This window comes from Streptosporangium sp. NPDC005286, from assembly GCF_040607515.1.
Lineage (GTDB): Bacteria > Actinomycetota > Actinomycetes > Streptosporangiales > Streptosporangiaceae > Streptosporangium.
The window spans coordinates 35,287-61,249 of record NZ_JBEXGU010000011.1 but is presented as its reverse complement, the minus strand read 5'-3'; the positions used below and the strand labels follow the sequence as shown (position 1 = coordinate 61,249).

At 69.7% G+C, this 25,963-nt stretch carries 27 protein-coding genes; 11 read left to right on the top strand and 16 right to left on the bottom strand.

What is annotated here, in order from left to right; translation table 11 throughout:
• Positions 1–39: 39 nt before the first annotated feature.
• The 3 genes from ABZU75_RS06770 (at position 40) to ABZU75_RS06760 (ending at position 3,555) form a co-directional block, all read left to right on the top strand.
• Positions 40–468 carry an Rrf2 family transcriptional regulator gene (locus ABZU75_RS06770; protein ID WP_355550257.1) on the top strand — a complete coding sequence of 143 codons (429 nt, stop codon included), beginning with the start codon at positions 40–42 and terminating at the stop codon, positions 466–468.
• A 66-nt stretch (positions 469–534) separates the two neighbouring features.
• Positions 535–1,713: a globin domain-containing protein gene (locus ABZU75_RS06765; RefSeq protein ID WP_355550255.1), complete on the top strand. Its 1,179-nt coding sequence runs from the start codon at positions 535–537 to the stop codon at positions 1,711–1,713.
• Between the two features lie 639 nt (positions 1,714–2,352).
• Positions 2,353–3,555, top strand: coding sequence for a cytochrome P450 (locus ABZU75_RS06760; protein WP_355550253.1), 1,203 nt, complete (start codon positions 2,353–2,355; stop codon positions 3,553–3,555).
• 53 nt (positions 3,556–3,608) lie between these two features.
• Here the strand turns inward: ABZU75_RS06760 and ABZU75_RS06755 are convergent, their stop codons facing one another.
• A complete protein-coding gene (locus tag ABZU75_RS06755) occupies positions 3,609–4,232 on the bottom strand; it encodes a helix-turn-helix domain-containing protein (protein ID WP_355550251.1) in 624 nt (207 codons plus the stop codon).
• A gap of 104 nt (positions 4,233–4,336) precedes the next feature.
• Here ABZU75_RS06755 and ABZU75_RS06750 point away from each other — a divergent pair, with 104 nt between their 5' ends.
• Together ABZU75_RS06750 and ABZU75_RS06745 are read left to right on the top strand one after the other, a co-directional pair.
• Positions 4,337–5,536, top strand: coding sequence for a cytochrome P450 (locus ABZU75_RS06750; RefSeq protein ID WP_355550249.1), 1,200 nt, complete (start codon positions 4,337–4,339; stop codon positions 5,534–5,536).
• An 8-nt stretch (positions 5,537–5,544) separates the two neighbouring features.
• Positions 5,545–5,754 (top strand): ferredoxin, encoded by a 210-nt coding sequence (locus tag ABZU75_RS06745; protein ID WP_355550336.1) that lies wholly within the window; start codon positions 5,545–5,547, stop codon positions 5,752–5,754.
• 114 nt (positions 5,755–5,868) lie between these two features.
• Here the strand turns inward: ABZU75_RS06745 and ABZU75_RS06740 are convergent, their stop codons facing one another.
• The 3 genes from ABZU75_RS06740 to ABZU75_RS06730 all read right to left on the bottom strand — a co-directional run bounded on the left by ABZU75_RS06740 (position 5,869) and on the right by ABZU75_RS06730 (position 8,663).
• Positions 5,869–6,456 (bottom strand): thioredoxin domain-containing protein, encoded by a 588-nt coding sequence (locus ABZU75_RS06740; protein WP_355550247.1) that lies wholly within the window; start codon positions 6,454–6,456, stop codon positions 5,869–5,871.
• 123 nt (positions 6,457–6,579) lie between these two features.
• Positions 6,580–7,431, bottom strand: coding sequence for an SDR family NAD(P)-dependent oxidoreductase (locus ABZU75_RS06735; RefSeq protein WP_355550245.1), 852 nt, complete (start codon positions 7,429–7,431; stop codon positions 6,580–6,582).
• Entirely contained in the window at positions 7,428–8,663 is a 1,236-nt protein-coding gene (locus ABZU75_RS06730) for an acyl-CoA dehydrogenase family protein (protein ID WP_355550242.1), read from the bottom strand. Before ABZU75_RS06730 ends, ABZU75_RS06735 begins: the two co-directional genes overlap by 4 nt.
• A gap of 153 nt (positions 8,664–8,816) precedes the next feature.
• Between ABZU75_RS06730 and ABZU75_RS06725 the strand changes: the two genes are divergently transcribed.
• On the top strand, positions 8,817–9,527 hold the full coding sequence (locus ABZU75_RS06725; protein ID WP_355550240.1) for a helix-turn-helix domain-containing protein: 711 nt from the start codon (positions 8,817–8,819) through the stop codon (positions 9,525–9,527).
• 3 nt (positions 9,528–9,530) lie between these two features.
• On the opposite strand, the gene ABZU75_RS06720 is transcribed toward ABZU75_RS06725, so the two are convergent.
• The 6 genes from ABZU75_RS06720 to ABZU75_RS06695 all read right to left on the bottom strand — a co-directional run bounded on the left by ABZU75_RS06720 (position 9,531) and on the right by ABZU75_RS06695 (position 15,586).
• Positions 9,531–10,139 (bottom strand): ATP/GTP-binding protein, encoded by a 609-nt coding sequence (locus ABZU75_RS06720; RefSeq protein ID WP_350959506.1) that lies wholly within the window; start codon positions 10,137–10,139, stop codon positions 9,531–9,533.
• On the bottom strand, positions 10,120–10,446 hold the full coding sequence (locus tag ABZU75_RS06715) for a DUF742 domain-containing protein (protein ID WP_355550238.1): 327 nt from the start codon (positions 10,444–10,446) through the stop codon (positions 10,120–10,122). The genes ABZU75_RS06720 and ABZU75_RS06715 overlap by 20 nt, the downstream gene beginning before the upstream one ends.
• Before the next feature lie 20 nt (positions 10,447–10,466).
• Positions 10,467–10,892, bottom strand: coding sequence for a roadblock/LC7 domain-containing protein (locus tag ABZU75_RS06710; RefSeq protein WP_355550236.1), 426 nt, complete (start codon positions 10,890–10,892; stop codon positions 10,467–10,469).
• Positions 10,885–13,224, bottom strand: a complete 2,340-nt coding sequence (locus ABZU75_RS06705) for a nitrate- and nitrite sensing domain-containing protein (RefSeq protein ID WP_355550234.1) — start codon at positions 13,222–13,224, stop codon at positions 10,885–10,887. Before ABZU75_RS06705 ends, ABZU75_RS06710 begins: the two co-directional genes overlap by 8 nt.
• 371 nt (positions 13,225–13,595) lie before the next feature.
• Positions 13,596–14,621: a YihY/virulence factor BrkB family protein gene (locus tag ABZU75_RS06700; protein ID WP_355550232.1), complete on the bottom strand. Its 1,026-nt coding sequence runs from the start codon at positions 14,619–14,621 to the stop codon at positions 13,596–13,598.
• 152 nt (positions 14,622–14,773) lie between these two features.
• Positions 14,774–15,586 (bottom strand): class I SAM-dependent methyltransferase, encoded by an 813-nt coding sequence (locus ABZU75_RS06695; RefSeq protein WP_355550230.1) that lies wholly within the window; start codon positions 15,584–15,586, stop codon positions 14,774–14,776.
• Between the two features lie 268 nt (positions 15,587–15,854).
• Between ABZU75_RS06695 and ABZU75_RS06690 the strand changes: the two genes are divergently transcribed.
• Positions 15,855–17,588 (top strand): pyruvate dehydrogenase, encoded by a 1,734-nt coding sequence (locus tag ABZU75_RS06690; RefSeq protein ID WP_355550228.1) that lies wholly within the window; start codon positions 15,855–15,857, stop codon positions 17,586–17,588.
• Positions 17,589–17,669: 81 nt separating this feature from the next.
• Here ABZU75_RS06690 and ABZU75_RS06685 read toward each other — a convergent pair whose 3' ends face one another.
• The gene (locus ABZU75_RS06685) at positions 17,670–18,173 is read right to left on the bottom strand and encodes a MarR family transcriptional regulator (RefSeq protein WP_355550226.1); all 504 of its coding nucleotides are present in this window, start codon (positions 18,171–18,173) and stop codon (positions 17,670–17,672) included.
• A gap of 72 nt (positions 18,174–18,245) precedes the next feature.
• Here ABZU75_RS06685 and ABZU75_RS06680 point away from each other — a divergent pair, with 72 nt between their 5' ends.
• Genes ABZU75_RS06680 through ABZU75_RS06670 form a run of 3 tightly spaced genes read left to right on the top strand, consistent with a single transcriptional unit; the run spans position 18,246 to position 21,535 of the window.
• Positions 18,246–19,475 (top strand): flavin-dependent oxidoreductase, encoded by a 1,230-nt coding sequence (locus tag ABZU75_RS06680; protein ID WP_355550224.1) that lies wholly within the window; start codon positions 18,246–18,248, stop codon positions 19,473–19,475.
• Entirely contained in the window at positions 19,472–19,921 is a 450-nt protein-coding gene (locus tag ABZU75_RS06675) for a DUF3237 domain-containing protein (RefSeq protein ID WP_355550222.1), read from the top strand. Before ABZU75_RS06680 ends, ABZU75_RS06675 begins: the two co-directional genes overlap by 4 nt.
• A gap of 9 nt (positions 19,922–19,930) precedes the next feature.
• The gene (locus ABZU75_RS06670) at positions 19,931–21,535 is read left to right on the top strand and encodes a CocE/NonD family hydrolase (protein ID WP_355550220.1); all 1,605 of its coding nucleotides are present in this window, start codon (positions 19,931–19,933) and stop codon (positions 21,533–21,535) included.
• 267 nt (positions 21,536–21,802) lie between these two features.
• Here ABZU75_RS06670 and ABZU75_RS06665 read toward each other — a convergent pair whose 3' ends face one another.
• Positions 21,803–22,294: a hypothetical protein gene (locus ABZU75_RS06665; protein WP_355550218.1), complete on the bottom strand. Its 492-nt coding sequence runs from the start codon at positions 22,292–22,294 to the stop codon at positions 21,803–21,805.
• 94 nt (positions 22,295–22,388) lie between these two features.
• Here ABZU75_RS06665 and ABZU75_RS06660 point away from each other — a divergent pair, with 94 nt between their 5' ends.
• Positions 22,389–22,649, top strand: a complete 261-nt coding sequence (locus ABZU75_RS06660; RefSeq protein WP_355550216.1) for a hypothetical protein — start codon at positions 22,389–22,391, stop codon at positions 22,647–22,649.
• A gap of 25 nt (positions 22,650–22,674) precedes the next feature.
• Here the strand turns inward: ABZU75_RS06660 and kynU are convergent, their stop codons facing one another.
• From kynU to ABZU75_RS06640, 4 genes are all read right to left on the bottom strand, one after another.
• Positions 22,675–23,907, bottom strand: a complete 1,233-nt coding sequence (gene kynU, locus ABZU75_RS06655) for a kynureninase (RefSeq protein WP_355550214.1) — start codon at positions 23,905–23,907, stop codon at positions 22,675–22,677.
• A gap of 127 nt (positions 23,908–24,034) precedes the next feature.
• Positions 24,035–25,006 carry an amidohydrolase family protein gene (locus tag ABZU75_RS06650; RefSeq protein ID WP_355550212.1) on the bottom strand — a complete coding sequence of 324 codons (972 nt, stop codon included), beginning with the start codon at positions 25,004–25,006 and terminating at the stop codon, positions 24,035–24,037.
• Between the two features lie 3 nt (positions 25,007–25,009).
• Complete coding sequence (locus tag ABZU75_RS06645) at positions 25,010–25,525, bottom strand: 3-hydroxyanthranilate 3,4-dioxygenase (RefSeq protein WP_350925681.1); 516 nt, start codon at positions 25,523–25,525, stop codon at positions 25,010–25,012.
• Positions 25,522–25,944, bottom strand: coding sequence for a RidA family protein (locus ABZU75_RS06640; protein WP_355550209.1), 423 nt, complete (start codon positions 25,942–25,944; stop codon positions 25,522–25,524). Before ABZU75_RS06640 ends, ABZU75_RS06645 begins: the two co-directional genes overlap by 4 nt.
• Positions 25,945–25,963 lie beyond the last annotated feature (19 nt).

The window sequence follows — 25,963 nt, the reverse complement described above, 5'->3', positions numbered from 1 at the left end:
GAATTGGTACCTGACATTCATGTTTGTTACGGTCCTATCGTGCGGTTGACGAAGTTCACGGATCTGGCGCTCCGGGTGACCATGCGGCTGGCGGTCGCCGAACCCGGGACGATCCTCACCACCCGGGAGGTGGCCGACGCCATGGCCATCCCCTACACGCACACGGCCAAGGCCATCGCGCGCCTGCGGCATCTGGGGGTGGTGGACGCCCGCCGGGGGCGCGGCGGCGGTCTGGAGGTGACCGGCTTCGGCCGTAAGGCCTCGCTGGGATGGCTGGTCCGCGAACTGGAGGGCGAGGAGGAGGTGGTCGCCTGCGAGGGCGACACCCCGTGCCCGCTGCGAGCGGCCTGCCGCCTGCGCGGCGCGCTGCGCGACGCCCAGCGGGCCTTCTACGCGGCGCTCGACCCGCTCACCGTGGACGATCTGGTCACCTCGCCGACCGGCCCGGTGCTGATCAATCTTTCCTGAGACCCGCCCCGCCCCCTTCGTCGCGCATTTTAATATGAAGATCATCTACCAATTAAAGGAGAAGGCATGCTCTCTCTTGAATCGGCGGCGACGGTCCGGACCACCCTGCCCACCGTCCAGCGGGCCCTGGAGGAGATCACCGGGCGGTTCTACGCGACGATGTTCGCCGACAACCCGGACCTGCTGAGGAACCTCTTCAACCGGGGCAACCAGGCCTGCGGGACGCAGCGCCAGGCACTGGCCGGGTCGATCGCCGCCTTCGCCACCCTCCTGCTCGACCGGCCGGACGAGCGGCCCGACGCGCTGCTCTCCCGCATCGCGCACAAGCACGCCTCGCTCGGGGTCACCCCCGACCAGTACCAGATCGTGCACAAGTACCTCCTCGCCGCCATCGCCGACGTGCTCGGCGACGCCGTCACCCCCGAGGTCGCGGCGGCCTGGGACGAGGTCTACTGGCTGATGGCCAACGCGCTGATCGCGCTGGAGGCGCGACTGCTGCGCGAGCCCGGCGACCCCTGGCTGCGCGCCACGGTCCTGGAGCGGCGACGCCAGACACCGGACACCGTCTCCTTCACCCTCGCCCCGTCGATCCCGCTCGCCTTCACCCCCGGGCAGTACGTCAGCGTCGGGGTCACCCTGCCCGACGAGGCACGGCAGATCCGGCAGTACAGCCTGTCGTGCGCCCCCGAGCGCGGTGACTGGCGGATCACCGTCAGGTGGGCCCGCGGGTCAGGACCCGACGGCGAGGTCTCCGGGTGGCTGCACGCCAACGTCCAGGCCGGGGACGAGCTCACCATCTCGGCGCCGTACGGCGACCTGACCCTGGCCCCGGGTGACGCCCCGCTGCTGCTCGCCTCCGCCGGGATCGGGATCACCCCCATGCTGTCGATGCTCGACCACCTCGCGACCACCGGCTCCACCCGCCAGGTGATCGTCGTCCACGCCGACCGGAGCCCCGCCGACCACGCCCACCGCGAGGAGCTCGTCCAGCTGGTCACCGAGCTGCCCGGCGCGACCCTGCACCGCTGGTACGAGGAGGCGGGCGCGTGCTCCTGTGACCCCGCGCCCCACGTCGGGTACGCCGACCTCGGCGCGATCGACCTGCCCGACGGCCTCGTCGCCTACCTGTGCGGCCCGCTGCCGTTCATGCGCGGCGTGCGCGCGGACCTGCTCCGCCACGGGGTCCCCGCCCGCGACGTCCACTACGAGGTCTTCGGCCCCGACCTCTGGCTCGGCCAGGACTGATCATCGGCGATGCTCGGGCCTCGCCCGAGGAGCGGTGGAAAGAGGACGCCCGCCCTGTCACGAGCAGGACGGTGACGCACCGCGTCAGGATAGAGACGAACGCGCCGCCCGAGGGACGCCTTCCCTCCCGTACGACACCTTCGGATGGCAGCGGGGGGCAGACGTCAACAGCCCCGGAAAGAATTAATGACATAGGGCTGTCCGGAATCTAGGCATTGACACAAAGGCGTCAGGGAGTGGGATGATGTATCTCGCCACTTGAGCCAAAGCAGTGGAGATTCCCGTCGGCAGGCGTGTCGGGTCGAGTCGTGGTCTTTGAAACTGGATTAGGCCAGAAGGCGATTCATACGATGCTGCCCAGACGAGGAGCACCCACCGGATAAAAGTACCACCACTGCCTGCACCCTGGTCGCGCAGGCGCATCTCACAGAGCGTCGACCGCCGGTTTCGATGTGAGCCCACCGCCGATCTTAGAGATCGCCGTCAGCGGAACTCCGAATACACATCCCGGCTGCCCTCGGCAGTATCCCGAAATCATTCAGGGCGTCATCGGCCGTGCCGGATGGCGGCTCGATTTCGGACCATGCATTTTTCCCGTACCTTCCAGATCACCCGATCACACACTGGAGAACCGGCAAGATGACCGAACCCCCCATTTTCACACCGGATTTTTTCCAGAACCCCTATCCCACCTTCGAGTGGCTCAGGGAGAATCACCCTGTTTACCGAACGACAATTCCGTTCACCGATGTCGGCGTCTGGCTGGTCAGCAGATACGAGGACGTCAGGGAGGGGTTCGCGGACGCTCGCCTCAGCAGCGACTACCGGACCGCGTCCTCCGATTTCACCGATGCCTCGCTGGCGTTCGGCGCCGGAACGGTGGCCGAGCGCTCCATGGTCAACCTGGATCCGCCAGATCATACGCGGCTGAGGAAGTTGGCGGCGGCGACTTTCACCGGGCGGCGGATCGCACAGTGGGAGACGACCATACAGAAAATAACGGGGGCTCTCCTCGACGCCGTACCCGCAGGCGAGCCGGTGGACATCATAGATAACATTGCCACTCCACTGTCGGTTGAAGTGATCTGCGACATTCTGGGCGCTCCGCCCGGTGATCGCGCCAGGCTCCGGGAGTGGGGTGACCTGATATTCACCGCCGACCCCGGTGAGCGTCATCTGGTACACGGAGCCATAGAATCCATGATCGCGTACACCGGCGACCTCATTCTCCAGAAGAAGGACAGCCTGAGTGACGACCTCCTGTCGGAACTGATACGGGCGAGCCAGACTCCCGGAGTGCTTAGCGAGGACGAGCTTCTCTCGACTGTCATCGGGCTCATCGTGGCCGGGTACGAGACGTCCATCCGCTTGGTCGGAGACGCTTTCCTGGTCTTGCTGGACCACCCGGAACAGCTTTCACTGATACGCCGGAACATGGCACTCGTCGATTCCGCGATCGAGGAGGTGCTCAGATACGACGGCCCGCAGGCATCGTCCTTGTGGCGATTTTCCAGCACGGACATGGAAATCGCAGGAGTCAAGATCCCGGCGCACGAGCCGGTCCTGCTCCTCGTCGGATCCGCACATCGGGACTCCGACCACTATCCGGCCGCCGACAGTTTTGACATATCGCGGGAGGACAAGCGCCACCTGGCATTCGGGCATGGAATTCACCGCTGCCTGGGGTCACAGCTCGCGCGGCTGGAAACGAGGGTCTTGCTCGGCGAGACGCTGAAGCGATTTTCGAGGATATCGTTGGCGGTTTCTCGCGAGGAGGTCGTGTACAAACCGTCCCTGGTCGTGCGCGGCCCGGCGTATCTGCCACTGATCTTTGAGAACTGATCACCCGCGCGAGCCCGCGGGCAGGTGAATCCGCCGCGTTTCGAGCAGCGGGTTCAGGGGAGCGGCTGGGAGGCGGCGCGGAGGCCGTTCAGGGTGAACTCGGTGGCCTGGCGGCCGGCTTCCAGCATCTCCTCGGGGGAGGCGCCGTGCCGCATGCTGACGAAGGCGGCGAGCTTGGCCCCGCCGATCACCGCGCCCACGGCCGCCGACGCCTCGGCCAGGTTCAGCTCGTCGGGACAGGCCCGGTGCAGGGCCTCGGCGAGTTCCTGCTGGCTGTCGAAGAGGAGCAGCAGGCCGCGTGCCCTGAGCGAGGGGACGGTCATGATGAGGTGGTTGATGGGCGCTATCTCACGGGTGAGCTGGTCGTCGACGGCGAGCGCGGCGAACCCCGAGGTGATGGCGCGGCTCAGCAGGTCGACCGCCCGGTCTCCGGGACCGCGCTCGGCGATCACCCGCAGGGCGCGGTCGATGCCGTCTCGCGAGTTGTGGAAGACCACGTCCTCCTTGCTCGCGAAGTAGCTGAAGAAGGTGCGGGTCGAGACGTCGGCCGCTGCGGCGATCTCCGAGACGGTCGTCTGCTCGTAGCCCTTCTCGACGAAGAGCTCGATCGCCGCGGCGATGAGAGCGTGCCGGGTGCGCAGCTTCTTGCGCTCACGCAGTCCCAGAACCTCACTCATGCGGACATCTTAATGCATAGCACCATACTCTGCACCTATTGTAACTTTGCATTTGATGTAGTTTTCTGGATGGAGACCAGCTGCATCTCTGCATAGGAGCGACGATGACAGAGTCCCACGCGGAGGCGATCACCTTCCCCTTCGGACGCCCCGACCCCTTCACTCCACCCGAACGTCTGGCCTCGCTGCGCGAGGAGCGGCCCGTCACCCGGATGACCTACCCCGACGGCCGGGTCGGCTGGCTCGTGACCTCCTACCCCGCGGTGCGGTCGATCCTGGCCGATCCCCGGTTCAGCTCCCGGCGCGAGCTGCTGAACGTCCCGGTGCCCTTCCCGCTGATGCAGGAGATGCGCCGCCCGGCCGACCCCGGCATGTTCATCCGGATGGACCCACCCGACCACACCCGCTACCGGAAGCTGCTCACCGCGCAGTTCACCGTGCGGCGGATGAAGCAGCTGGAGCCCAGGATCCACGAGATCACCGAGGAGCGGCTGGACGCGATGGAGAAGGCCGGGCCTCCCCAGGACCTGGTCAGGGAGTTCGCACTGCCCATCCCCTCGCTGGTGATCTGCGAGCTGCTCGGTGTCCCGTACTCCGACCGCGAGGAGTTCCAGCAGGCCACCGCGGTGCTGCTGAACCTGGAGTCCGCCGTCGAGGACATCCGCGCGGCGGTCGCCCGCGTCGCCGCGTTCTTCGCCCGGCTCATCGAGCTCAAGCGGGCCGAGCCGGCCGACGACCTGCTCAGCGGGCTCGTCACCGGCGGTGAGCTGACCGACGAGGAACTGGGCAACATCGGGTTCCTGCTGCTCGCCGCCGGGCACGAGACCACCGCCAACATGCTCGGGCTCGGCACGTTCGCCCTGCTACAGCACCCCGACCAGCTCGCCGCGCTGCGCGCCGACCCCTCTCTGATCGACAACACGGTCGAGGAGTTGCTGCGCTATCTCAGCATCATCCACATCGGCCCGATCCGCGCCGCCCTGGAGGACGTCGAGGTGGGCGGGGAGCTCATCAGGGCGGGTGAGGTGGTGACCCTCTCGATCCAGGCCGCCAACCGCGATCCCTCGCGCTTCACCGACCCCGACCGTCTGGACATCACCCACCCCGCGAGTGGGCATCTGACATTCGGGCACGGGTTGCACCAGTGTCTCGGCCAGCAGCTCGCCCGCGTGGAGATGCGCACCGCGTTTCCCATGCTGTTCGATCGGTTCCCCGATCTACGACTCGCCGTACCGGCGCAGGAGGTCCGCATGCGCGACACCATGTCCATCTACGGCGTACGGGAGCTGCCGGTCAGATGGTAGAGAACGCACTGAAGGTGACCACGGACACGTCGCGGTGCATCGGAGCGGGCATGTGCGTGCTCACCGCGCCGGAGGTGTTCGACCAGAGCGAGGATGACGGCACCGTCGTGCTCCTCGACGAGTCACCGCCGCCCGAGTCGCACGCCGACGTCCGCCGGGCCGAGCGGCTCTGCCCGTCGGGCGCCATCTCGGTGCAGGAGGATCCCGGCACCGCCTGACGTACCGGAGACGCCGGGATCCCGCACGTCAGGGAACGCGGGATTCCGGCACTTCCCGATGTACGGCGGGGGCCGAGGCTCCGGCCCCCGCCGGCCCCCGCAGGTGACCGGCGGTCACCGGCGCGAGCGGGCGACGGCCAGCACGGCGGTGAGGATGGCCTGCGCGTTGGCGGGTACCGGGACGTTCTGGACGAGGACCGTCGGCGTGGCGCTCACTCCGCGCTCGATGGCCGTCTCCGTCACGTGGGCGGCCCAGTCGAGGTAGACGCCCTCGCGCACGCATCCGCCGAACCCCGGATCGGTGATCCCCGCGAGGCGGCCGACCTCGACCAGTTCGTCGTCGGTGAGCCCCGGGCCTCCCTCCGGGGGCTGGTCGGCGAAGAGCGCATGGACGTACTCGACGAACCTTCCCCGGTCCGAGGCGCAACCAGAGGAGGCGGACGCGCGGGAGGAGTAGTGGTCGGTGGAGAGCTCGTCCAGGAAGCCCATGGGATGGTAGACGAGGCTGACCGCCCCGTCCGCCACCAGCCTTACCAGCGCCGGTCCCGCCGCCTCCTCGAACGCCTTGCAGAACGGGCAGAGGAAGTCGATGTAGGCGTCCACGATGACCGGACCAGAGCCCACGGCGATACCGTCTCCCGCCGTGGAGGCGTCGGCGGGCACCCTGGCCGGCCGTGTGGGCCGATGCGGTCGAGCTGTCATGTGTTCCTCCCCGCGACGCGGAAGAGGGTCGCGGCCCCCGCGGGTCCACCCCCTTTCGTGCTCTACCCCGTGGCGGACCACCAGAGCCCATGAACCACCAAAATTCGGACAAACCGCATCCGCTCAGACTCGCGGTCCCGGAGCGCGGCGGAAGGAGAAGGGCTGGCTCTCACGGCCGGGGATCACGAACCAGCACTCGCCGGTGCCCTCGCTGTCGAGCAGCCGGACGAACGTCTCGACGACCGCCGAGACCTCCAGGATCGGGAAGCCGAGTTGCTGGAGCATCTCCCTGCCCTCGCCGAGGATCGCGGTGTCGGCGAACGAGGGGCAGAGCCCCTGCACCCTGATCCCCCGCGGCTGGAGATCCTGGCCGAGCGAGCGGACCAGCCCGACGACGGCGTGCTTGTTGGCGGCGTAGATGGGATCCGAGGGGATGCCGACGATGCCCGCCATGCTGGCGGTCGCCACGATCGTGCCGCCGCCCGCCGCCAGCAGCGCCGGGATCGCGGCGTGCGCCCCGAAGACGACACCGTCGAGGTTGACCCCCATCGCCAGGCGGTAGCGGCGGATGTCGAAGTCCTCGCCCAGCCCGCAGCCCGAGGTGATGCCCGCGTTGAGGAAGGCGAGGTCGAGCCTGCCGTACCGCTCGACCGCGGTCGCCACCGCCGCCTCGTTGTCCTCCAGCCGGGACACGTCGCAGTGGACATAGGTCGCGTCCAGCTCGTCGGCGAGCTTCTCGCCCGCGGCGTCGTCGACGTCGGCGAGAACGAGGCGGGCCCCGCCCTCGGCCAGCCGCCGGGCCACGCCCGCGCCGATGCCGTTGCCGCCGCCGGTGACCAGGGCGACCCTGCCCTCCAGCCGGTCACTGCGGACCACGTTGAACGCCTCGGCCGGGCTCTCGGTCCCCAGCCCGCTGAGCAGCCCGCCCCCGCCGCCGGCGGACCAGCCGCCGGTACCCGTCTTCTCCGTGGTCAAAGTGGCAGCCCTCCGGTCGCGGCGTTGGTCGAACCCGTGCTCTGGTACGCCGCGATCGTACGCTCGGCGATGCGCATCTGGTGGATCTCGTCGGCACCGTCCGCGAAGCGGGCCCAGCGGGCGTGCTGGAGCATGTTGGCCAGCGGGGTGTCGGTCGAGTAGCCGAGCGCGCCGTGCACTTGGATCGCCCGGTCGACGATCCGGTTGAGGCTGTTGGCCACGAAGTGCTTCGCCATCGAGACCTCGGTGCGGAAGTCCTCGCCCTTGTCGATCTTCGAAGCGGCGTGCAGGACCATCAGCTTGCACTGGTAGAGCTCCATCGCCGAGTCGGCGATCAGCCACTGGATGCCCTGCTTCTCGGCCAACAGCGATCCGTGGCTGTAGCGGTTGAGCGCGCGGTCGACCATCATGTCCAGCGCCGTCTCGGCCTGGGAGATCCAGCGCATGCAGTGCGCCAGCCGCGCCGGGCCCAGGCGGTACTGGCCGAGCCGGTGGCCGTTGCCGCGCCCGCCGAGGATCTGGCCGTCGTGCACCCGCAGGTCGGTGATGACGATCTCGCTGTGGCCGGTGGAGCCGTGCATCGTCTCGACCTCGCGGACGTCGTTCCACCCCTGCTGCGGGAGGTCGATGAGGAAGGCCGTGTTGCCGCCGCGCGAGCCCTCGGGCACGTCGAGCTCGGTCTTGGCGATGAGGATGGCGAAGCTCGAACGGCGGGCGTTGGAGATGAACCACTTGTGGCCGTTGATGACCCACTCGTCGCCGTCCCTGACGGCGTGGGTGCGGATGAGCGTGGGGTCGGAACCGGCCACCTCCGGCTCGGTCATCGCGAAGCATGACATCTTGTGGCCCTTGAGCAGTGGTTTGAGGTACTTCTCCTTCTGCTCGTCGGTCGCCCAGTGCAGCAGCGTGTGCATGTTGCCCTCGTCGGGCGCCGCGCAGTTGAGGACCCAGGGCCCGAGCCGGGTCTTGGCGGCCTCGGACTGCACCATGGCGAGTTCGACGTGGCCGAGGCCCATGCCGCCCCACTCCTTGGGCATGTGCGGCAGCCACAGCCCCTCGGCCCGCGCCTTCTCGCGCAGCTCGAAGATGACCCGGATGTACTCGTCGCGGGTGGTCACCTTCTCCTCGTCGTCGAAGCCGCTGACGGCCGGGATGATGGTCTCCTGGACGAAGGCCCGTACCCGGCGACGGATCTCCTCGTGCTCGGGGGCGAGGGTGAAATCAATGGCCATGGGGTCCTCCCCTTACCGGTGACCGGCAGGTCAGAAGGGAACGCCTTCTATCCTTGCCGTGTGTCGCCGCTTTGAGGCGACTGCTTGATGATTTCAGACAGATGCATTATTACCTTAACGATCGACAGATCCACCGGCAAGGCAGGAGCGCGCATGCCCCCTAACCCGGAAGCGACCGGCAGGCGCCTGGTGGCGGCGGCCGAGCGGCTGTTCGCCGAGCGGGGAATCGACGGCGTGTCACTCCGCGAGATCAACAATGCCGCCGGGCAACGCAACTCGACGGCGCTCCAGTACCACTTCGGGGATCGGACGGGACTGCTGAACGCGGTGCTCGCCAAGCACCATCCCGAGATCGAGGCCCGCCGCCACCAGCTGCTCGACGAATACGAGTCCAGGGGGAGCCTTCCGGAAGCCGAGGCCCGCCGCGTCCTCGCCGCCGCGCTGGTGCGGCCGATGGCCGCCAAGCTGGCCGACCCCGACAGCGGCCGGTCATATCTACGGATCATGGAGCAGCTCGTCCAGCGCGGCGACCTCCCCGCCCTGCGGAGCATGCAGGCCGATCCTCAGCAGAGCATCAACCGGTGGCGCGAGCTGGTGGCCCCGCTGCTCTCCGAGGTCGCGCTGCGCCGGCTGCACCAGCGTTTCATGGCCATCCGGGTGACCTACGTGGAGCTCGCCCGCCGCGCCGCGGGACCCGAGGGCAAGGACGACCGGCTCTTCACCAGCCACCTGATCGACGTCGTGTCGGCCGTGCTGGCCACCGAGGTCTCCGCAGAGACCGCTCGCCTGCTGGGAGAACGCGACAGGCTGCGGGGCGCGGAGCGCCGTGATCCGGACCCCGGCGGCCTCGAAGGCGAACGGTGACCGTCAGGCGCCCGCGTGAGCCGCCTGGAAGGCGCCTCCCGCCGAGTAGGTGACCAGCGTGGTCAGCACCTCCTTGACCGACTCGCGCCTGCGCACGTCACAGAGGATGATCGGGGCCACCCCGTCCAGCCCCAGCGCCCTCCTTATCTTGATCGGGTCGTGCCGCCGCGCGCCGTCGAAGCAGTTGACCGCCACCACGAACGGAAGCCCGCGCTGCTCGAAGTAGTCCACGGCGGGGAAGCAGTCCTGCAGACGACGGGTGTCGGCGAGCACGACCGCGCCGAGCGCGCCGACAGAGAGCTCGTCCCACATGAACCAGAACCTGTCCTGGCCCGGAGTGCCGAACAGGTAGAGCCAGAGCCCGTCACGGATGGTGATCCGGCCGAAGTCCAGCGCCACGGTCGTGGTGATCTTCGACTCGACACCCGCGACGTCGTCCACGCCGACACCGCGCTCGCTCAGCAGTTCCTCGGTGTGCAGGGGCCTGATCTCGCTGATCGTACCGACCATGGTCGTCTTGCCGACCCCGAAACCACCGGCGACAAGGATCTTGATGGCCATCGCCGGGCTGTCGACCGGGCTCATGCCCGGCTCAGAGGCCGCGTATTCCATGCAGCACTTCCCTGTAGATGCGTTCGTCGATCGTCTTCCCCATCGGCCGGGGCTTGTCGATGGTGACCAGGCCCTCGCGGCGCAGTTCGCTGAGGAGTACGCGGGTGATGTTGAGCGGCAGCTTGAGGTGCGCCGCCACGTCCGCCACGGGGGTGGGCCGGCGGCACGCCGACAGCACGTCGAGATGCTCGGGCATCAACCCGACCGGCTCGAAGGGTATGTCGACGGTCGTGACGATGGCCACCAGGTCGAAGCTCTCCCCGATCGGGCGCGCCCGACCGCCGGTCACCCCGAAGAGCCTGACCAAGGGCCCGGGATCCTCTCCCGTCACGATCTCGCACCGTTCCAGGCGGGCGCCGGGGCAGCTCCCCTCGGCTGTGAGGACAGGTGCTCGCCGACGCGCTTGACCAACAGCGCCATCTCGTAGGTCACCATGCCGAGTTCGGCGTCGCCCGCGGCCAGCACGGCCAATCGGGCTCCCTGCCCCGCCGCGGTGACGAACAGGAAGCCCCCCTCCATCTCGATGATGGTCTGCCGCACACCGCCGAGGCCGAAGTGCCGCCCGGCACCCAGCGCGAGGCTGTGGCTTCCGGCGGAGATGGCGGACAGGTGCTCGGCGTCCTCCCGGGTCAGCTCCCGGGAACCGCCCATCGCCAGGCCGTCGGCGGACAGCACGATCGCGTGCCGGATGCCGGGGACCCGCTGGGTCAGGTCGTCGAGAAGCCAGCTCAGTTCAGATCTGGTGTCAGGCATCGGGGTGGCCATCCTTTCGCTTCCACACGTCCTGGTCCTGCTCGGTCTGGCTGCGCCCCTGCTGCCAGCCTCGTTGCATGGACGACATGAGGTTTGAGAGCTCCTCGGGAGTACGCGCGGGAACGTCGCGCCGCTCCGGTGCGCGCGCCTGGCGGAGCTGGGGTGCCAGGCTGGCCTGCCGTACCCGCACCGGCAGCCCGTCCAAGTCCTCGTCGATGTCCGGTACGGACACCGCCCGCCGCACGGGTATCGAGGGGGCCGGAGTCTCCTGCCGCTGCTGTGGCGCGGGGAACCAACCCGGCGAGGGCTCGGGAGTGCGCGCCACCGGCAGGTCCTGCGAACTGTAGAACGCCCCGGGCAGCACCTCAGGGGCCGCGGCCAGCGCCCGCACCGGCCCGCCCGGATGGGAGCCCACCCGGTGTACCCGGGGGACGTCCTCGGCGGTCAGTGCCTCGCAGGTGGCGAGGAGACTCTGCGGCAGCAGCACGATCGCGGTGGTGCCGTCGTACGGCGAGGGCCGCAGCACGACCTTGATCCCGTGCCGGGCCGCGAGCCTGGCGACGACGAACAGGCCGAGCCTGTCGCTGTCGGCCAGGTCGAACTCCGGCGGGTCGGCGAGCTTGGCGTTGAGCTCGTCGAGGGTGGCCTGGTTCAGCCCCAGACCCCGGTCCTCGACCTCCAGCGCGAAGCCGTTGGCCGCCACCATGCTCCGTACGTGGACCACCGTGTTCGGCGGCGAGAAGACCGTGGCGTTCTCCACCAGCTCGGCGATCAGGTGGATCACGTCGGTGACCGCGGCGCCCACCAGCAGCGGCGCCTGCGGCATGGGCAGGACCGTGACGCGGGTGTAGTCCTCGACCTCGAGCACGGCGCTGCGCACCACGTCGAAGATCGGCACCGGGTCGCGCCACCTGCGGGCCGGGGTCGCCTCGGACAGGATGATCAGGTTCTCCGCGTGCCGCCGCATGCGGGTGGTCAGGTGGTCGAGCTTGAAGAGATCCTCCAGGATCTCCGGCTCCTCGACGCGGCGCTCCATCGTGTCCAGAAGCGTGAGCTGGCGGTGGAGCAGCGCCTGGTTGCGCCAGGCGAGGTTCAGAAAGACCTGGCTGACCCCCTTGCGGAGGGTGGCCTGGCCGACCGCGGCCTCCACCGCGGTGCGCTGCACCGCGGAGAACGCGTGCACGACCCGGTCGACCTCGGCGGTATTGGCGCGATCCAATTCGGGAGCCTCGGTCGCCGGGTCCACGTCGTCGCCCTTGCGCAGCCGCTCGACCAGCCGCGGCAGCCGCTCTTCCGCCAGCTCCACGGCCGAGGCCTGGAGTCGCTTCAGCTCATCGACCAGGGAGCGGCCGAACCGGTAGGAGAACACGATCGAGACGATGATGGCGAGCAGGCCCAGGCCCAGGACCAGCCCGATGCGCAGGAACGCCGAACTCCTGAGTTCGTCGCCCTTGATCGTGGCGCGGACCAGTTCCTCCTGGGTTTGCTGGATGACCGTGCTCAGCACCGTCTCGGAGTCCCGCTTCCACTCGGCGGCGTCCAGCGGCGGCTTCCCCGTGAGGTCCCACGCGAAGATCTTGTTCTCGGCGACCAGCAACCGCTGGTGCGCGGCGTCCCCGGCGACCTGCCGGTAGCGTGCCTGCAGTTCGGGACCCATGTCCGCCTCGGCGTTGGCCAGGAAGTGCCTCCGGCTGGTCACCGCCGCGACGAAGGCCGCCTGCTCGGCGTGCGTCATCCCGCCGCGCTTCAGCACCGGGGCGAGTACGGCCTGCTCCCTGCCCAGGTACTCGGCGGTGGTGCTGTAGGCGGTCATGCCGCGGAGGACGCGGAAGGACGACACGTCGGCGAGCGCCGTCGAGTCGCCGAACTGCTTGTTGGCGGCGTTGATGAACGCGTTGTAGGCGTCGGTCACCTGGATCGGGGTCATCGAGCCGTTGTCGGCGGAGGCGCGCACCAGGACGAGGCCGTCCATGGCCGACTGCAGGATCCGCATGTCGGTCGGGGCGTTCTCCGGCTCGTAGCCCTGGGCGGACGAGATCGCCCGGCGTACCTGGTCCACCGTCACGTTGGTGGCCCGCCGTTGCTCGGCGAGCGGCTTGCTCTGTGCGGTGGCCTCGGCCGCGTCCGCGGAGAGCTGACGCTCCCGCTGGATCTCGACGATCATGTCCCGGATCGGTACCCCGGTCACCTCCCAGCGGGTCTTCGTCTGGGAGATACCGGCGATCTGTGAGACCGCCGTGTAGGCGATGACCCCCCAGAGGGCGATCAGCGAGAGCACAGGAATGACGAGAATCTTGAGGATCTTCGAGCGGATCGGAGGAGGGGAACTCATTCTTCTTGTCCAATCCGCGGTTCCTGCGCATGGCTGACAGCCGCCGGGCTCGAAAGAGCCCCGCGGTCGCACGCCGCGACTGGTGCGTGTGTGATTCGAAACACTATGCCCATGGGACATATGTAGCTTCAAGCCGCAGAGCGAAGATTGAATCTCAATGTTCGCGGCAGGTCACGAGACTGCTCAGCTGCGAGGGCCGGGGCTCCAGACGATCATGCAGCTCAGCGTGGGTGCGGGCGCGCGAAACCGCCATCTCCGCCGCCACGGATCGAGAGCATTCCGTTACCGCCCGCCGACGCCCGAGCATCCGGTGGCAAGGCATCGCCCCCGACGCCCGGTCACCGAGCGTGACGTCGGTGAACACCCGAAAATCAGACGGCCGGATCCCGCGTGCCGAGGTGCCCGGCGCCTTGCGGGCCGTCGTGGGGAGTGGCCGGAGCCGGCTCCGGGGAATCATCCGCCCGGCTCCGCGGGGCGTCCGGCGAGAAGCCCTCACGCGCCGCCTCGGAGCGGGCGCGGCGGGCGGCCAGGTCGACCACGGTGCCCGTGGTGCCGGTGGCGGTGAGCGCCGCCGCGAAGAGGATCAGCTGGTTGAGGATCTTGAGGAAGACCAGCATCCCGACGGCTCCGGCGACCACCTGGTAGGCGGGGTTGCCCACCGTCAGCTCCAGATAGAACTGCCCCAGGGACTTGAGTGCCTCCAGGCCGGCGGTGATGAGCAGCGCGGGCCCGAGAACCCGGCTCGGCGGCAGTCTCAGCCGAGGCGGGCCGCAGAGCAGGGCGACCGCCAGCAGGGTGTTGACGGCCAGGCCGAGCACGAACGCGGCGGCCGACAGCAGCCATCGCGACAGCGTGTCGTCGACGCCCACCGTGTGCAGGAACATCCAGTTCAGCACCGTCTCCGCGACGAAGGCCACCGCGAGCGAGGCCGACAGCAGCAGCCCGAGGCCCGCCATCACTCCCAGGTCGATGATCTGGCGCACCACGAGGCGGCCCGGATACTCCTCGATCCGCCAGGTGGCCCTGATCGCCGAGCGCAGGGCGTCCATCCAGAACAGGCCGGTGATGGGCAGGCCGACGAAGGCGATCGCGCCGGCCGTGCTCCTGGCGTCCTGCAGCGCCTGCACGTCCAGCCGGGGGAAGTTCTCCGAGAGGTAGCCCTGCACCGTGTGCACCACCTCCGGGTCGTCGAGGACCTGGCCGATGATGGCGAACCCGAGCAGCCCCAGCGCGAACACGGCGAAGAACGAGTAGTAGGTGAGCGCCGCCGACAGCCGTCCGGCGTCCACCTCGTCGTAGCGCACCCCGGCGCGCACCAGGTGATCCAGCCAGCCATGGCGGTGGCGGGCACGCTTCCACGCCTCGGAGATCCGCGCGGTGAAGCCCGTGACCGTCATGCCACGGCCTCTACCCCCGGCCCGCCCGCCTAGCCCTCTCCCGATCATGTCATCTCCGGGCCCACCTCCCGGATCCTCCTTTCCGGGAACCGGTCTCGTCCTGCCGGGCCGAGGGCGGTTCTCCGGCTCGGCAGGACGCGCCCGTCTCGCCCTCAGCCGTCGCAGGCCCTGCGGGCGAGGATCGAGTGGATCTCGAAGGAGGGCGCGCTGAACCCCGGGGCCGACATGACCTCGCGGACCTCCCGGAGTTGCCGTGCGGTCATCCCCGCCTCCGCCAGGCGCTCCTCCAGGTGGTGACTGTTGCTGATCAGGAGACCGAGCCCGGCGGAGCCGCGCTCCCACACCTCGGTCCAGCGCACCGGGTCGACATCGACCAGGCCCGCCCCGGCCATCTCCCGCGCGGCGGAACCGCCCCAGGTCGGATCGCTGCCCGCGGCGCCCAGCACCCGGGTCATCGCGGCGATGTAGGCCCCGTACAGCTCTCCCTCCCGCCCGCCGGGGGTGGGCGGCGCCACCCAGCGGGTGATGTCGATCTCGTCGATCTGCAGCCAGCCGCCGGGCCGCAGCGCGGTGCGCAGGCGCCGCAGCACCTGGCGGCGCTGGGGCAGGTGGCTGAGCACGAGCCGGGCGTGGATCAGGTCGAACGCGTCCACCGGCAGCGGGTCGGCGACGATGTCGTGGCGGACGACGGTCAGCCCCGGCCTGGACGGGATCAGGCCGGGTTTGATGTCGGTCGCCAGCACGCGCCCGTCGGGCGCCACCCGCTCGGCCAGCCAGAGCGCCACGCTGCCCCCGCCGGCCCCGACCTCCAGGCAGTTCCAGCCGGCTCCGACGCCGGTCAGGGCGAGGCGCTCGAAGGTCAGCGGGTCAAGGAGCTGGGCGAGGTAGCGGTGCTGGTCGGACGAGTGATCCCCGTCGTTGTCGAACACGTAGTCAGACGCGGTCGCGGAGTTCTGCCCGGTCATGTAGAGCCTTCCGAGAGTGGGTGACCTCCGTCGCATGGTAAGCGGCGCACCACGGAAAGTGACAGGCTTTCGGCGGGACGTATCCCCTCTCCCTAAAGAACGTATCCCCCACGCCACATCATGTCCGAACATGAGCCTTTTACTCGGTAAGCAAACAGCGGTCCCGCCGCCGAGCGACACACCGTGCGGCCGGTCGAACGCCTCCCCGGGGAGTGACGCGGCGAAATGCGGTGAGGTACACCGGTGACGCCATACACGAGGGGGCACCATGGCGACCGTCGCCGAGCAGTTCATCGAGGTTCTCCGCCAGGCCGGGGTGGAAAGGATCTACGGGGTGGTGGGCGACAGCCTGAACCCGGTGGTCGACGCGGTCAGGAAGTCCGGCCACATCGAGTGGGTCCACGTACGCAACGAGGAGGCGGGGGCGTTCGCCGCCGCGGCCGAGGCGCAGATCACCGGGCGCCTGGCGGCCTGCGCGGGCAGCTGCGGCCCCGGCAACACCCACCTGATCCAGGGGCTCTACGACGCCCACCGCAGCGGCGCCCCCGTGCTCGCGCTGGCCTCGCACATCCCCTCCACTCAGATCGGCACCGGCTTCTTCCAGGAGACCCATCCGGGGCGTCTCTTCGTGGAGTGCAGCCACTTCTGCGACATGGTCGGCACGCCCGAGCAGATGCCCCGGGTGCTGCGCATCGCGGTACAGCAGGCGATCGGCCTCGGCGGCGTCTCGGTGGTGGTGCTCCCCGGTGACGTGGCGAGCATGTCCACCGCCCGCGCCACCGGTGAGCACGACTTCCTGACCCGGACCGGCACCGTCGTGCCGCCCGCCGACCAGGTGGCCGAGCTGGCCGAGGCGCTGAACCGCGCCGAGAAGGTGATGCTGTTCTGCGGCGCCGGGACGCGCCACGCCCGCGAGGAGGTCATGGGGCTGGCCGGGCGCACCCTGGCACCGGTCGGGCACGCGCTGCGCGGCAAGGAATGGATCCAGTACGACAACCCCTACGACGTGGGGATGAGCGGGCTGCTCGGCTACGGCGCCTGCTACGACGCGATGCGCGAGGCGGACCTGGTGGTACTGGCGGGGACCGACTTCCCCTACGACGACTTCCTGCCGGGGGCGCGCACGGTCCAGATCGACCACGACCCGGCACGGCTGGGCCGCAGGACCCCGCTGGAGCTGGCCGTACACGGCGATGTCGGCGCGACGATCCGCGCGGTGCTGCCGCACGTCACGCAGAAGACGGACCGCCGCCAGCTCGACAGGATGCTGGCCAGGCATCTGAAGGCGCTGGAGAACGTGGTGGCGGCGTACACGCGCGACATCGAGCACCACCGCCCGATCCACCCCGAGTACGTCGCGAACCTGATGGACGAGCTCGCCGACGACGACGCGGTGTTCACGGTGGACACCGGGATGTGCAACGTCTGGGCCGCCCGCTATCTCAGTCCCAACGGCCGCCGCCGCATCATCGGCTCGTTCGCGCACGGGAGCATGGCCAACGCGCTCCCGCACGCCATCGGCGCCCAGTTCACCGACCGCCGGCGGCAGGTCGTCTCGCTGTCGGGGGACGGCGGGCTCGGCATGCTCCTCGGGGAGCTGCTCACGGTCCGGCTGCACGACCTGCCGGTGAAGACGGTGGTGTTCAACAACTCCTCGCTCGGCATGGTGAAGCTGGAGATGATGGTGGACGGGTTGCCCGACTTCGGCACCGACCACGCTCCCGTCGACTACGCGGCGATCGCCGCCGCGGCCGGCATCGAATCGTTGCGGGTGGAGAACCCCGCGGACGTACGGGAGGCCCTGGCCCGCGCCTTCGCGACCCCCGGGCCCTTCCTGCTGGACGTGGTCACCGACCCCGACGTGCTGGCCATGCCACCGCGCATCACCCCCGAGCAGGTGAAGGGGTTCGCCCTGGCCGCGGGCAAGATCGTGCTCACCGGCGGGGTCGGGCGCATGGTCGACATGGCGAAGGCGAATCTGCGGAGCATCCCGCGCCCCTGAGCCGGACGGCACCCGCCCTGTGGACCGAGCGGCCTCTGGCACCCGAGCCGGCCCGTGTCGACTCTGCTCAGCCGGCTCTGGTCAGGGGGCGTCCCCCGGCCGGGCGGCGAGGACCCGGCCGAGAAGGTCCGTGAGGTTCTCGCGCTCATCGGCCCGCAGACAGGAGAACCACTCCTGTTCCCTGCTCGTCTGCTCGGCGAAGACCTCACGGACCGCCGCCTCGCCCGCCGGGGTGAGGCCGACCACCACGGCCCGCCTGTCCTCGGGGAGCGGGCGGCGCTCGACCAGGCCGTCCCGCTCAAGGGTGTTGACCGCGTTGGTCACCGCGGAGCGGGACGTGGCGGAGATCTCCGCGAGCCTGGCGGGCTGGGTGGGGCCGAGCAGCCAGAGTTTGAACATCAGGCGGAAGCCGGGAAGGGTCCAGCCTCGCGGGCGGTGGATGCGCGTCTCCAGGTCCGTGACGAGCAGGTAGGCCAGCTGGAGCAGGTTGTAGGCCAGCGCGAAGGCCTCGGCGTCGGCCGGGGGCGGCATGGCCGCCAGGCGCTCACGCGCGTAGGCGGCGTACCGGAGGTCTGCTCTGTCCATCGGCCAAGTCTTGCGCAACGAGAGGTCCGTCGTGAATATTGTTACGGCCATAACAATCTACGGGAGGCGCCTGTGCGGGTGGTCATCGCCGGAGGCGGCATCGGCGGGCTGGCGACAGCGCTCAGCCTGCACGCCGCCGGCTTCGAGGACGTGGTCGTGTGCGAGGCCGCCGGGGAGATCCGCCCGCTGGGCGTGGGCATCAACCTGCTGCCGCACGCCGTGCGCGAGCTCACCGAGCTCGGCCTCGCGGAGCGGCTGGCCGAGATCGGGGTGGCCACCGGGGAGCTGGCCTACTTCAACCGGTACGGCACGCCGATCTGGTCGGAGCCCAGGGGCCTGGGCGCGGGATACGGCTGGCCGCAGTACTCGATCCACCGCGGACGTCTGCAGATGCTCCTGCTGGAGGCCGTGATCGAGCGCCTCGGCGCGCAGGCCGTGCGGACCGACAGCCGCGTCGTCTCCACCGGCCCGCGCCCCGGGTCCGGCGTGGACGGCCTGCGGATCGGGACGGGCGACCTGCGGATCGAGGCGGACGACCTGCTGGTCGGAGCGGACGGCATCCACTCGGCGGTCCGGGCGCACCTGTTCCCCGGCGAGGGACCACCGCCCTGGAACGGGCTGGTCCTGTGGCGCGGCACGACCTACGGCGAGCCGTTCCTGACCGGGCGATCCATGATCATGGCCGGGGACGGCACGCGGAAGTTCGTGGCCTATCCGATCGAGACGGGCGGGCGGACACTGATCAACTGGATCGCCGAACGCCCGCTGGACGGCGAGGCTCCGGCCCGGGGCGACTGGAACCGCCCGGCGGATCCCCAGCGGATCGTCGAGCACTTCGCGGACTGGCGGTTCGACTGGCTGGACGTGCCCGGGATCATCTCCGGTGCCGAGGCGGCGTACGAGTACCCGATGGTCGACCGCGACCCGCTGCCGTACTGGACGTCGGGCAACGTGACCCTGCTGGGCGACGCCGCCCACGCCATGTACCCGATCGGCTCCAACGGCGCCTCCCAGGCGATCATCGATGCCCGGGTGCTCGCCCACTCCCTCGCGCACGGCGACCTCGCCGCCTACGAGGCGGCCCGCCGCCCGGTGACCACCGCGCTGCAGCTGTCCAACCGGCAGATGGGCCCCGAGGTGGTGATGAGGCTCGCCCACGAGCGTGCCCCGGACGGCTTCGACGACATCGAGCGGGTCGTCCCCCTCGCCGAGCGGACCGAGATCGCCGCGTCGTACAAGCGCACCGCGGGCTTCGACCCGGTGTCGCTGAACGAGCGCCCGTCCTGGAGCGTGACGCGGTGAACCTCGAACCGCTCGCCGTGTTTCACGTGGAACTCGACCCGATCCTCGACCTCGGCGACTCCCAGTGGGGCAGGCGCCGGGTGATCAACATCGTGGGCGGGTCGTTCGAGGGGCCGCGCCTCTCCGGGACCGTGCTGCCCGGCGGCGCCGACTGGCAGGTCCTGCACGCCGACGGCATGGCCAGCATCGACACCCGCTACACGCTGCGCACCCACGACGGCGCGCACCTGTTCATCTCCACCAGCGGGGTGCGGCACGGCCCTCCCCCCGTCCTGGAGCGCCTGTCTCGGGGCGAGCCCGTCGACCCTGGCGAGTACTACTTCCGGCTGTTCTGCCGCTTCGAGACCGGCGACGAACGTTACCTGTGGCTCAACCGCACCCTGGCCGTGGCCTCGGCGTCCCGCACCGCCGATGCCGTCCGCTACGACGCCTACACCCTGACCTGAGGAGCCCCCATGGCGAAACTCGACCGCGCAGCGCTCCCCCTCGCCGCCGAGCACGACACCCCCGTCCCCATGCGCGACGGCACGATCCTGCGCGGCGACGTCTACCGCCCCGCCTCCGGCGGGCCGTTCCCGACCATGCTGGTCCGCTCCCCGTACGGGGAGGGCTCGTTCCGGATGACGCCGACGATCCCCGCGCTGGAGGCCGGGTTCGCGGTGGTGCTCCAGCACTGCCGGGGGCGCGGCAGCAGTGACGGCACGTTCCGGCCCTGGCTGGACGAGGGGACGGACGGCTACGACACCATCGAGTGGATCACCGCCCAGCCGTGGTCGAACGGCGAGGTCGTGGCGTCCGGGATGTCGTACCTCGCCGGATGCGCGCTCCAGGCCGCGGCGACGCGCCCGCCGGGGCTGAAGGCCGTGGTCGCGTCCATGACGCCGCACGACTTCTACGACGGGCTGAAGTACCACGGCGGGGCGTTCGCCCTGGGTTCGGCGCTGAACTGGGGATCGATGCAGTCGATGCTCGACCTGATGCACAGGATGGCGGCGGGCGAGGACGTGGGTGCCGGGCTCGGCGCGCTGCTGCCCGTCATCGGCGATCCCGCGCGGGCCGCGCGGACACTCCCGCTCCGCGACATACCGGCCATCCCGTGGTGGCAGGAGTGGACCTCGCACCCGAGGCGGGACGCCTACTGGGAGGGCCTGGCCGAGACGCTGCGGCACGACCGGATCGAGGTGCCGGTCATGCACACGGCCGGCTGGTTCGACCTGTTCCTCGCCGGCACCCTGGAGAACCACCGCCGCCTGGGTGGTCCGCTGATCATCGGGCCCTGGTCACACGGTCCCGGCGCGGCGGGCACCGGTGCCCTCGACTTCGGCTTCGCCGCCTCGGCGGCGGCGGCCCGGCTGGAGAGCCGGCAACTGGAGTTCCTGCGCGGCGCGGACCACGGTCCGGCCGTGCGAATCTTCGTGATGGGTGACAACGTGTGGCGGGACGAGGAGGCCTGGCCGCCGGCCCGCGCCGTCGACACCCGCTACCACCTGCGCTCCGACGGCAGCCTGTCGACCGACGCCCCCGCGAGGACCGCCCCCGCCACGTTCGTGTTCGATCCCCGTGATCCGGTTCCCACCGTGGGAGGCCCGCTACTGCTCGCCGACGCCACCAATGTCGGCCCGCAGGACCAGCGCGAGGTGGAGCTCCGGCACGACGTGCTCTGCTTCACCACCGACGTCCTCGAATCGGACATCGAGGTGACCGGCCCGCTCCAGGTCGCGCTGCGGGCGGCGACCTCGGCGGTCAGCACCGACTGGACGGCCAAGCTGGTCGACGTCCACCCCGACGGCCGCGCGATGAGCGTGATCGACGGCATCCTCAGGGCCCGCACCGAGCCGGACAGCCCCGCCGAGTTCATGATCAGCCTGGTGGCCACCAGCCAGGTCTTCAAAGCCGGGCACCGCATCCGCGTGGAGATCTCCAGCTCCAACTTCCCGCGGTTCGACCTCAACCCCGGCAACGGCCGCACCTCCGCGGAATCGGCGCTGGACGAGTTCGTCGTCCAGCACCAGACCGTCTTCCCCGACTCCTTCATCACCTTGCCGATCGTTCCCCGCTGAGGCCCGTCACGAAGGCGCCGGGAAACGGGGGCACGGAAAAACGGGGCGGCACTCGGGCGGGCGGCATGGACGCCTTTTCACTCGTTCTTTCCCTGTTCGGTGGGGTGGGGGTCGGCGTGGCACCGCGTGGCGGCGAATCCCGGCTGTAAGCATCGTCACTGTCGCGCTGAGTGGTTCCATATAACGGCAGAGGCCACATTCCGACCAGCGGATCGATCGTGGATCGCGTGTGGAAGGGAGTGCGGTCTCCGTGTCCACCCCCGAACCTCAAACAAACCCGATGGTTCCACGCAACCGGCACAAGGGACGTCGGTCGATGAAAGGGACGGCCGTATTGTCCTTGGCCGGTTCCCTCTCCATGGCCCTCGCCGTCACCGTTTCCACACCCGCGGCCGCGTCCGCGCCCAACGTCCCACCCCCCGCCCCGACCTCGCCCACCTCCCCGCCCGCCGCCTCGACCAGCACCTCGACCAGCACCTCGGCCGACGCTGAGCCCTCTTCGATCACCACCTCGTCCACCACCTCGTCCGCGCTCGCCGAGCCGCCGCCCAACCCGACCTCACCCATCGCCTCGGTCAGCACCGAGCCCCTCGCCACCGCCGGTTCCGGCGACTCCCGCCCTTCGCTCGCGGAACAGGCACGCAGGAAGTGCAGGCCGAGGTCCTTCTTCAGATTCCATTCCTTCAGGCCAAAGAATTTCTTCATTCCCCGTACCCGGTTCATCGACGGTCCCGGCGGCACAATGGCGGCGTCGGTCACCCGGCAACACCGCGTGTACGCCGAGATGGAACTAGAAAGAGAAAAGATCAGCGAGATCGAAACAGGCAAACTGATCCGCCAGCTGCGAAACTTTGTGAGCCCGCTGCTCGCGGACGAGTACATCATCGAGACCGGACACGAATACACCCGGGAAATCAGCGACGGCATGTACGGAAACCTGTGGTACCGCGTCTTCGGATACCGGGTGAGTTTCACGGCGTGGCGCCGGGTCTACAACTGCCGCGTACGCAAGGTCACCGCCGGCATGGCCAACATCCCCGCGCGGGTGGAGGGCTGGAGATACTGGGAGACCAGGCGCCCGATGTTCAGGGGACGCAAGCCGGGCGACCGCTGAGCATCCCCCGCCGAGGGGCGGATGCTCAGGTGACGGCGAGGCGTCGGCTGTAGCGGTCGTCGCGCCAGCTCTCCTTCTCCAGCACCTCGGCCAGGGTCACGGCCGCGTCGTAGACGTCCACGAAACGGATGTAGAGCGGCGCGAAGCCGAACCTGAGGACGTCGGGGGCGCGGAAGTCACCGTGGACACCGCGGTCGATCAGGGCGCGCATGACCGGATAGCCGTCCGGGTGGCTGAAGCTGACCTGGCTGCCCCGCCGCTCCGGGTCCCTGGGCGAGAGGAGCCCCAGCCCGTACGGCGCGCAGAACTCCTCGACGAGCTCGATGAAGAGCGAGGTCAGTGCCACGCTCTTGGCCCGCACGGCGGCCAGGTCGACGCGCTCCCAGATGTCGAGCGAGGCGTTGAGCGGGGCGTAGGACACCACGTGCGGGGTGCTCACGGTGAAGCGCCGGATGCCGTCGGCGGGACGGAAGTCCGGCTCGAACGCGAACGGCTCCGCGTGACCGTGCCAGCCGGTCAGCATGTGCCGCCCCGCTGCCTGGTGGTCCGGGTGGACGTAGACGAAGGCCGGGGATCCCGGACCGCCGTTCAGGTACTTGTAGGTGCAGCCGACCGCGAAGTCGGCCGCCGAGACGTCCACCTGGTACGCGCCGGCGCTGTGGCACAGGTCCCAGATCATCAGCGCGCCCGCCGCCTGGACCAGCGTGGTGACCGCCGCCGTGTCGTGACGGGCACCGGTCCGGTAGTCCACCTCCGACAGCAGCACGCACGCGACGTCCTCGGAGAGAGCGCCGGAGAGGTCGTCAAGGCCGGTGACGTCGCGGATCTCGTAGCCGCCCAGCGCCTCCGCCAGCCCCTGGACCACGTAACGGTCGGTGGGGAAGTTGGCCAGGTCCGAGACGACGACCCGGCGCTCCGGCCGCAGGCCCAGGGCGGCGGACACGGCCTTGACGATGGCGATCGAGGTGCTCTCGCCCACCGCCACCTGGCCGGGGCCCGCGCCGATCAGCGGGGCGATCCTGTCACCGGTGGTCAGCGGCAGGTCGTACCAGCCGGAGACGTTCCAGGCGCCGACCAGCCGGCCGCCCCACTCCTGCTCCACGGTCCGCGTGACCGCGGCCGCGGCGGCCTTCGGCGGAGCGCCGAGCGAGTTGCCGACCAGGTAGATCGTCCCGTCGGGCAGGACGAACTCGTCCCTGATCCGCTTGAGGGGATCGGCGGCGTCGAGCGCGACGCACTCCGCACGGCTGATGGCCACGAGTCATCTCCGGGGTAGGTGCTGGCAACCCTTCCATCATGCCGTCACAGCGGATCAGGTGGCACCCCGGGCGCGGCGGGACCGAGACCGGTCCCGCCGCACCCGGGCTCCCCGGCTCGCCGCCGGGTCAGCGGCCCAGGAACCGGGTGGCGTTGCCGCCGAGCAGCTTGGCGCGGGCGTCCTCGGAGAGGAACCCCGCCCCTCGGATCAGCGAGCCCACCGGCGACTCGCCCAGCGGGTAGGGGAAGTCGGAGCCGAGCATGACCCGGTCCTCTCCCATCGTGTCGACCAGCAGCCGCAGCGCCCGCTCGTCGAAGACCACCGAGTCCACGCTGAACCGGTCGAGGTAGTGCGACGGCGGGAACTCGGAGACCCCGACGAGGTCACCCCGGCGGTGCCAGGCGTTCTCGAACCGGCCGAGCCAGAAGGCGAACGAGCCGCCGCCGTGCGCGAAGCAGAGGCGCAGTGTGTCCGGCACCCGATCGAGGACACCGCCCAGGATCAGGGCGAGCACCGACAGGTGCGTCTCCGCGGGCATGCCGACCAGCCACTGCGCCATCCAGCGCTCCAGCCGGGGCCCACCCGCCATGTCCCAGGGGTGCACGAAGACGGGCGCGCCCACGGCGGCGCAGTGCTGGAGGAACTGGACGACTCCCTCGTCGTCGAGGTCACGGTCACCGACGTGGTTGCCGATCTCGACGCCCGCGTGCCCGGCGGCCATGCACCGGTCCAACTCGGCACAGGCCAGGTCGGGGTCCTGGAGCGGCACCTGGCAGAACGGCACCAGCCGTTCGGAGGCGCAGATCTCCAGCGCCAGGTCGTTGAAGATCCTCGCGACCCGTACCGCCTCCGCCGCCGGGCGCTCGTAGCAGAAGAAGACCGGCGTCGGCGAGACGACCTGGACGTCCACTCCGTCGGCGTCCATCCGCTCCAGGCGGACCGAGGGGTTCCAGCAGTCGTCGGCGATCCGGCGGAACTCCCGGTCCCCGAGCAGGATCACGGCCTCCCGCTCGGAGTCGACCCGGAGCCGTGGCGCCCCCGGCCAGCCGAGATCCGGCCAGCCCCTGGGGACGTGGTGGGTGTGCACATCAATGATCAACGGCTATCCCTTGCCGGGGTGGACGGCGCCGCAGTTCCCGCAGGTGCGCGCCTTCTCGTCGGCGTAGAACGCCTGGAAGATCGGCGGCAGGTCGGTCACGATGTCGCGGACCTGAAGCTCCACCTCGTGGACCACGGCGCTGCACTCCGGGCAGTACCAGAGGAACCTCTCCAGCACGCCCTCCGGCCTGATCCGCTCCACCACCAGGCCGACGGAACCCTCCTCGGGGCGCTGCGGCGAGTGCGGCGTGTTCGGCGGGAGCAGCCACATCTGCCCCTCGCGCACGTGCACGGTCTGCGGTCCTTCGGGGGTCATGAGGTTGACGTGCATGTTGCCGCGGATCTGGTAGAAGAGCTCCTCGTACGGGTCGATGTGGAAATCGGTCCGCGCGTTCGGCCCGCCGACGACCATGACGATGAAGTCACTGGAGCCCTCGAAGACCATCTTGTTGCCCACCGGCGGCTTGAGCAGGTGGGCGTGCTCGTCGATCCACTTGGTGAAGTCGATGGGTGGGATCACGGGCGCCCCTCCGGTCGGTAGGCCACGGCCTGAATTTCGATGAGCAGATGCGGATGCGGCAACTGGTGAACGGCCACTGTAGTGCGGGTCGGTCCGGCCTCGTCGAAGTACTCCGCGTAGACCGCGTTGTACCCGCCGAAGTCGTTGATGTTCACCAGGTAGGTGGTGACCTGCACGAGATCGCGCAGATCGGCTCCGGCCGCCCGGAGGATGTCTTCGATGTTCTCTATCACCGCCCGGGTCTGCTCGGCGATGTCGAGCGTGACCGTGCCGAACTCGTCGGCCTCGGCGCCGACGATCGTGTTGTCCGGCCTGCGCGAACTGGTCCCGGACACGTACAGGAAGTCACCCGCCCGCTTGACGTGCGGAAACCTTCCCCTGGGGGTGGCCTTCCCGGTGACGACGAGCCCGTCACTCATGCTCTCTCTCCTCTCCCGC

Bases quoted from the DNA above. Each gene is read 5' to 3' on its own strand.
- ABZU75_RS06640 (WP_355550209.1), bottom strand. From the start codon at position 25,944: ATGAGTGACGGGCTCGTCGTCACCGGGAAGGCCACCCCCAGGGGAAGG.
- ABZU75_RS06760 (WP_355550253.1), top strand. From the start codon at position 2,353: ATGACCGAACCCCCCATTTTCACACCGGATTTTTTCCAGAACCCCTAT.
- ABZU75_RS06765 (WP_355550255.1), top strand. From the start codon at position 535: ATGCTCTCTCTTGAATCGGCGGCGACGGTCCGGACCACCCTGCCCACC.
- ABZU75_RS06670 (WP_355550220.1), top strand. From the start codon at position 19,931: ATGGCGAAACTCGACCGCGCAGCGCTCCCCCTCGCCGCCGAGCACGAC.
- ABZU75_RS06755 (WP_355550251.1), bottom strand. From the start codon at position 4,232: ATGAGTGAGGTTCTGGGACTGCGTGAGCGCAAGAAGCTGCGCACCCGG.
- ABZU75_RS06710 (WP_355550236.1), bottom strand. From the start codon at position 10,892: ATGCCTGACACCAGATCTGAACTGAGCTGGCTTCTCGACGACCTGACC.
- ABZU75_RS06725 (WP_355550240.1), top strand. From the start codon at position 8,817: ATGCCCCCTAACCCGGAAGCGACCGGCAGGCGCCTGGTGGCGGCGGCC.
- ABZU75_RS06685 (WP_355550226.1), bottom strand. From the start codon at position 18,173: ATGGACAGAGCAGACCTCCGGTACGCCGCCTACGCGCGTGAGCGCCTG.
- ABZU75_RS06700 (WP_355550232.1), bottom strand. From the start codon at position 14,621: ATGACGGTCACGGGCTTCACCGCGCGGATCTCCGAGGCGTGGAAGCGT.
- ABZU75_RS06730 (WP_355550242.1), bottom strand. From the start codon at position 8,663: ATGGCCATTGATTTCACCCTCGCCCCCGAGCACGAGGAGATCCGTCGC.
- ABZU75_RS06705 (WP_355550234.1), bottom strand. From the start codon at position 13,224: ATGAGTTCCCCTCCTCCGATCCGCTCGAAGATCCTCAAGATTCTCGTC.
- ABZU75_RS06720 (WP_350959506.1), bottom strand. From the start codon at position 10,139: ATGGAATACGCGGCCTCTGAGCCGGGCATGAGCCCGGTCGACAGCCCG.
- ABZU75_RS06695 (WP_355550230.1), bottom strand. From the start codon at position 15,586: ATGACCGGGCAGAACTCCGCGACCGCGTCTGACTACGTGTTCGACAAC.
- ABZU75_RS06690 (WP_355550228.1), top strand. From the start codon at position 15,855: ATGGCGACCGTCGCCGAGCAGTTCATCGAGGTTCTCCGCCAGGCCGGG.
- ABZU75_RS06750 (WP_355550249.1), top strand. From the start codon at position 4,337: ATGACAGAGTCCCACGCGGAGGCGATCACCTTCCCCTTCGGACGCCCC.
- ABZU75_RS06740 (WP_355550247.1), bottom strand. From the start codon at position 6,456: ATGACAGCTCGACCGCATCGGCCCACACGGCCGGCCAGGGTGCCCGCC.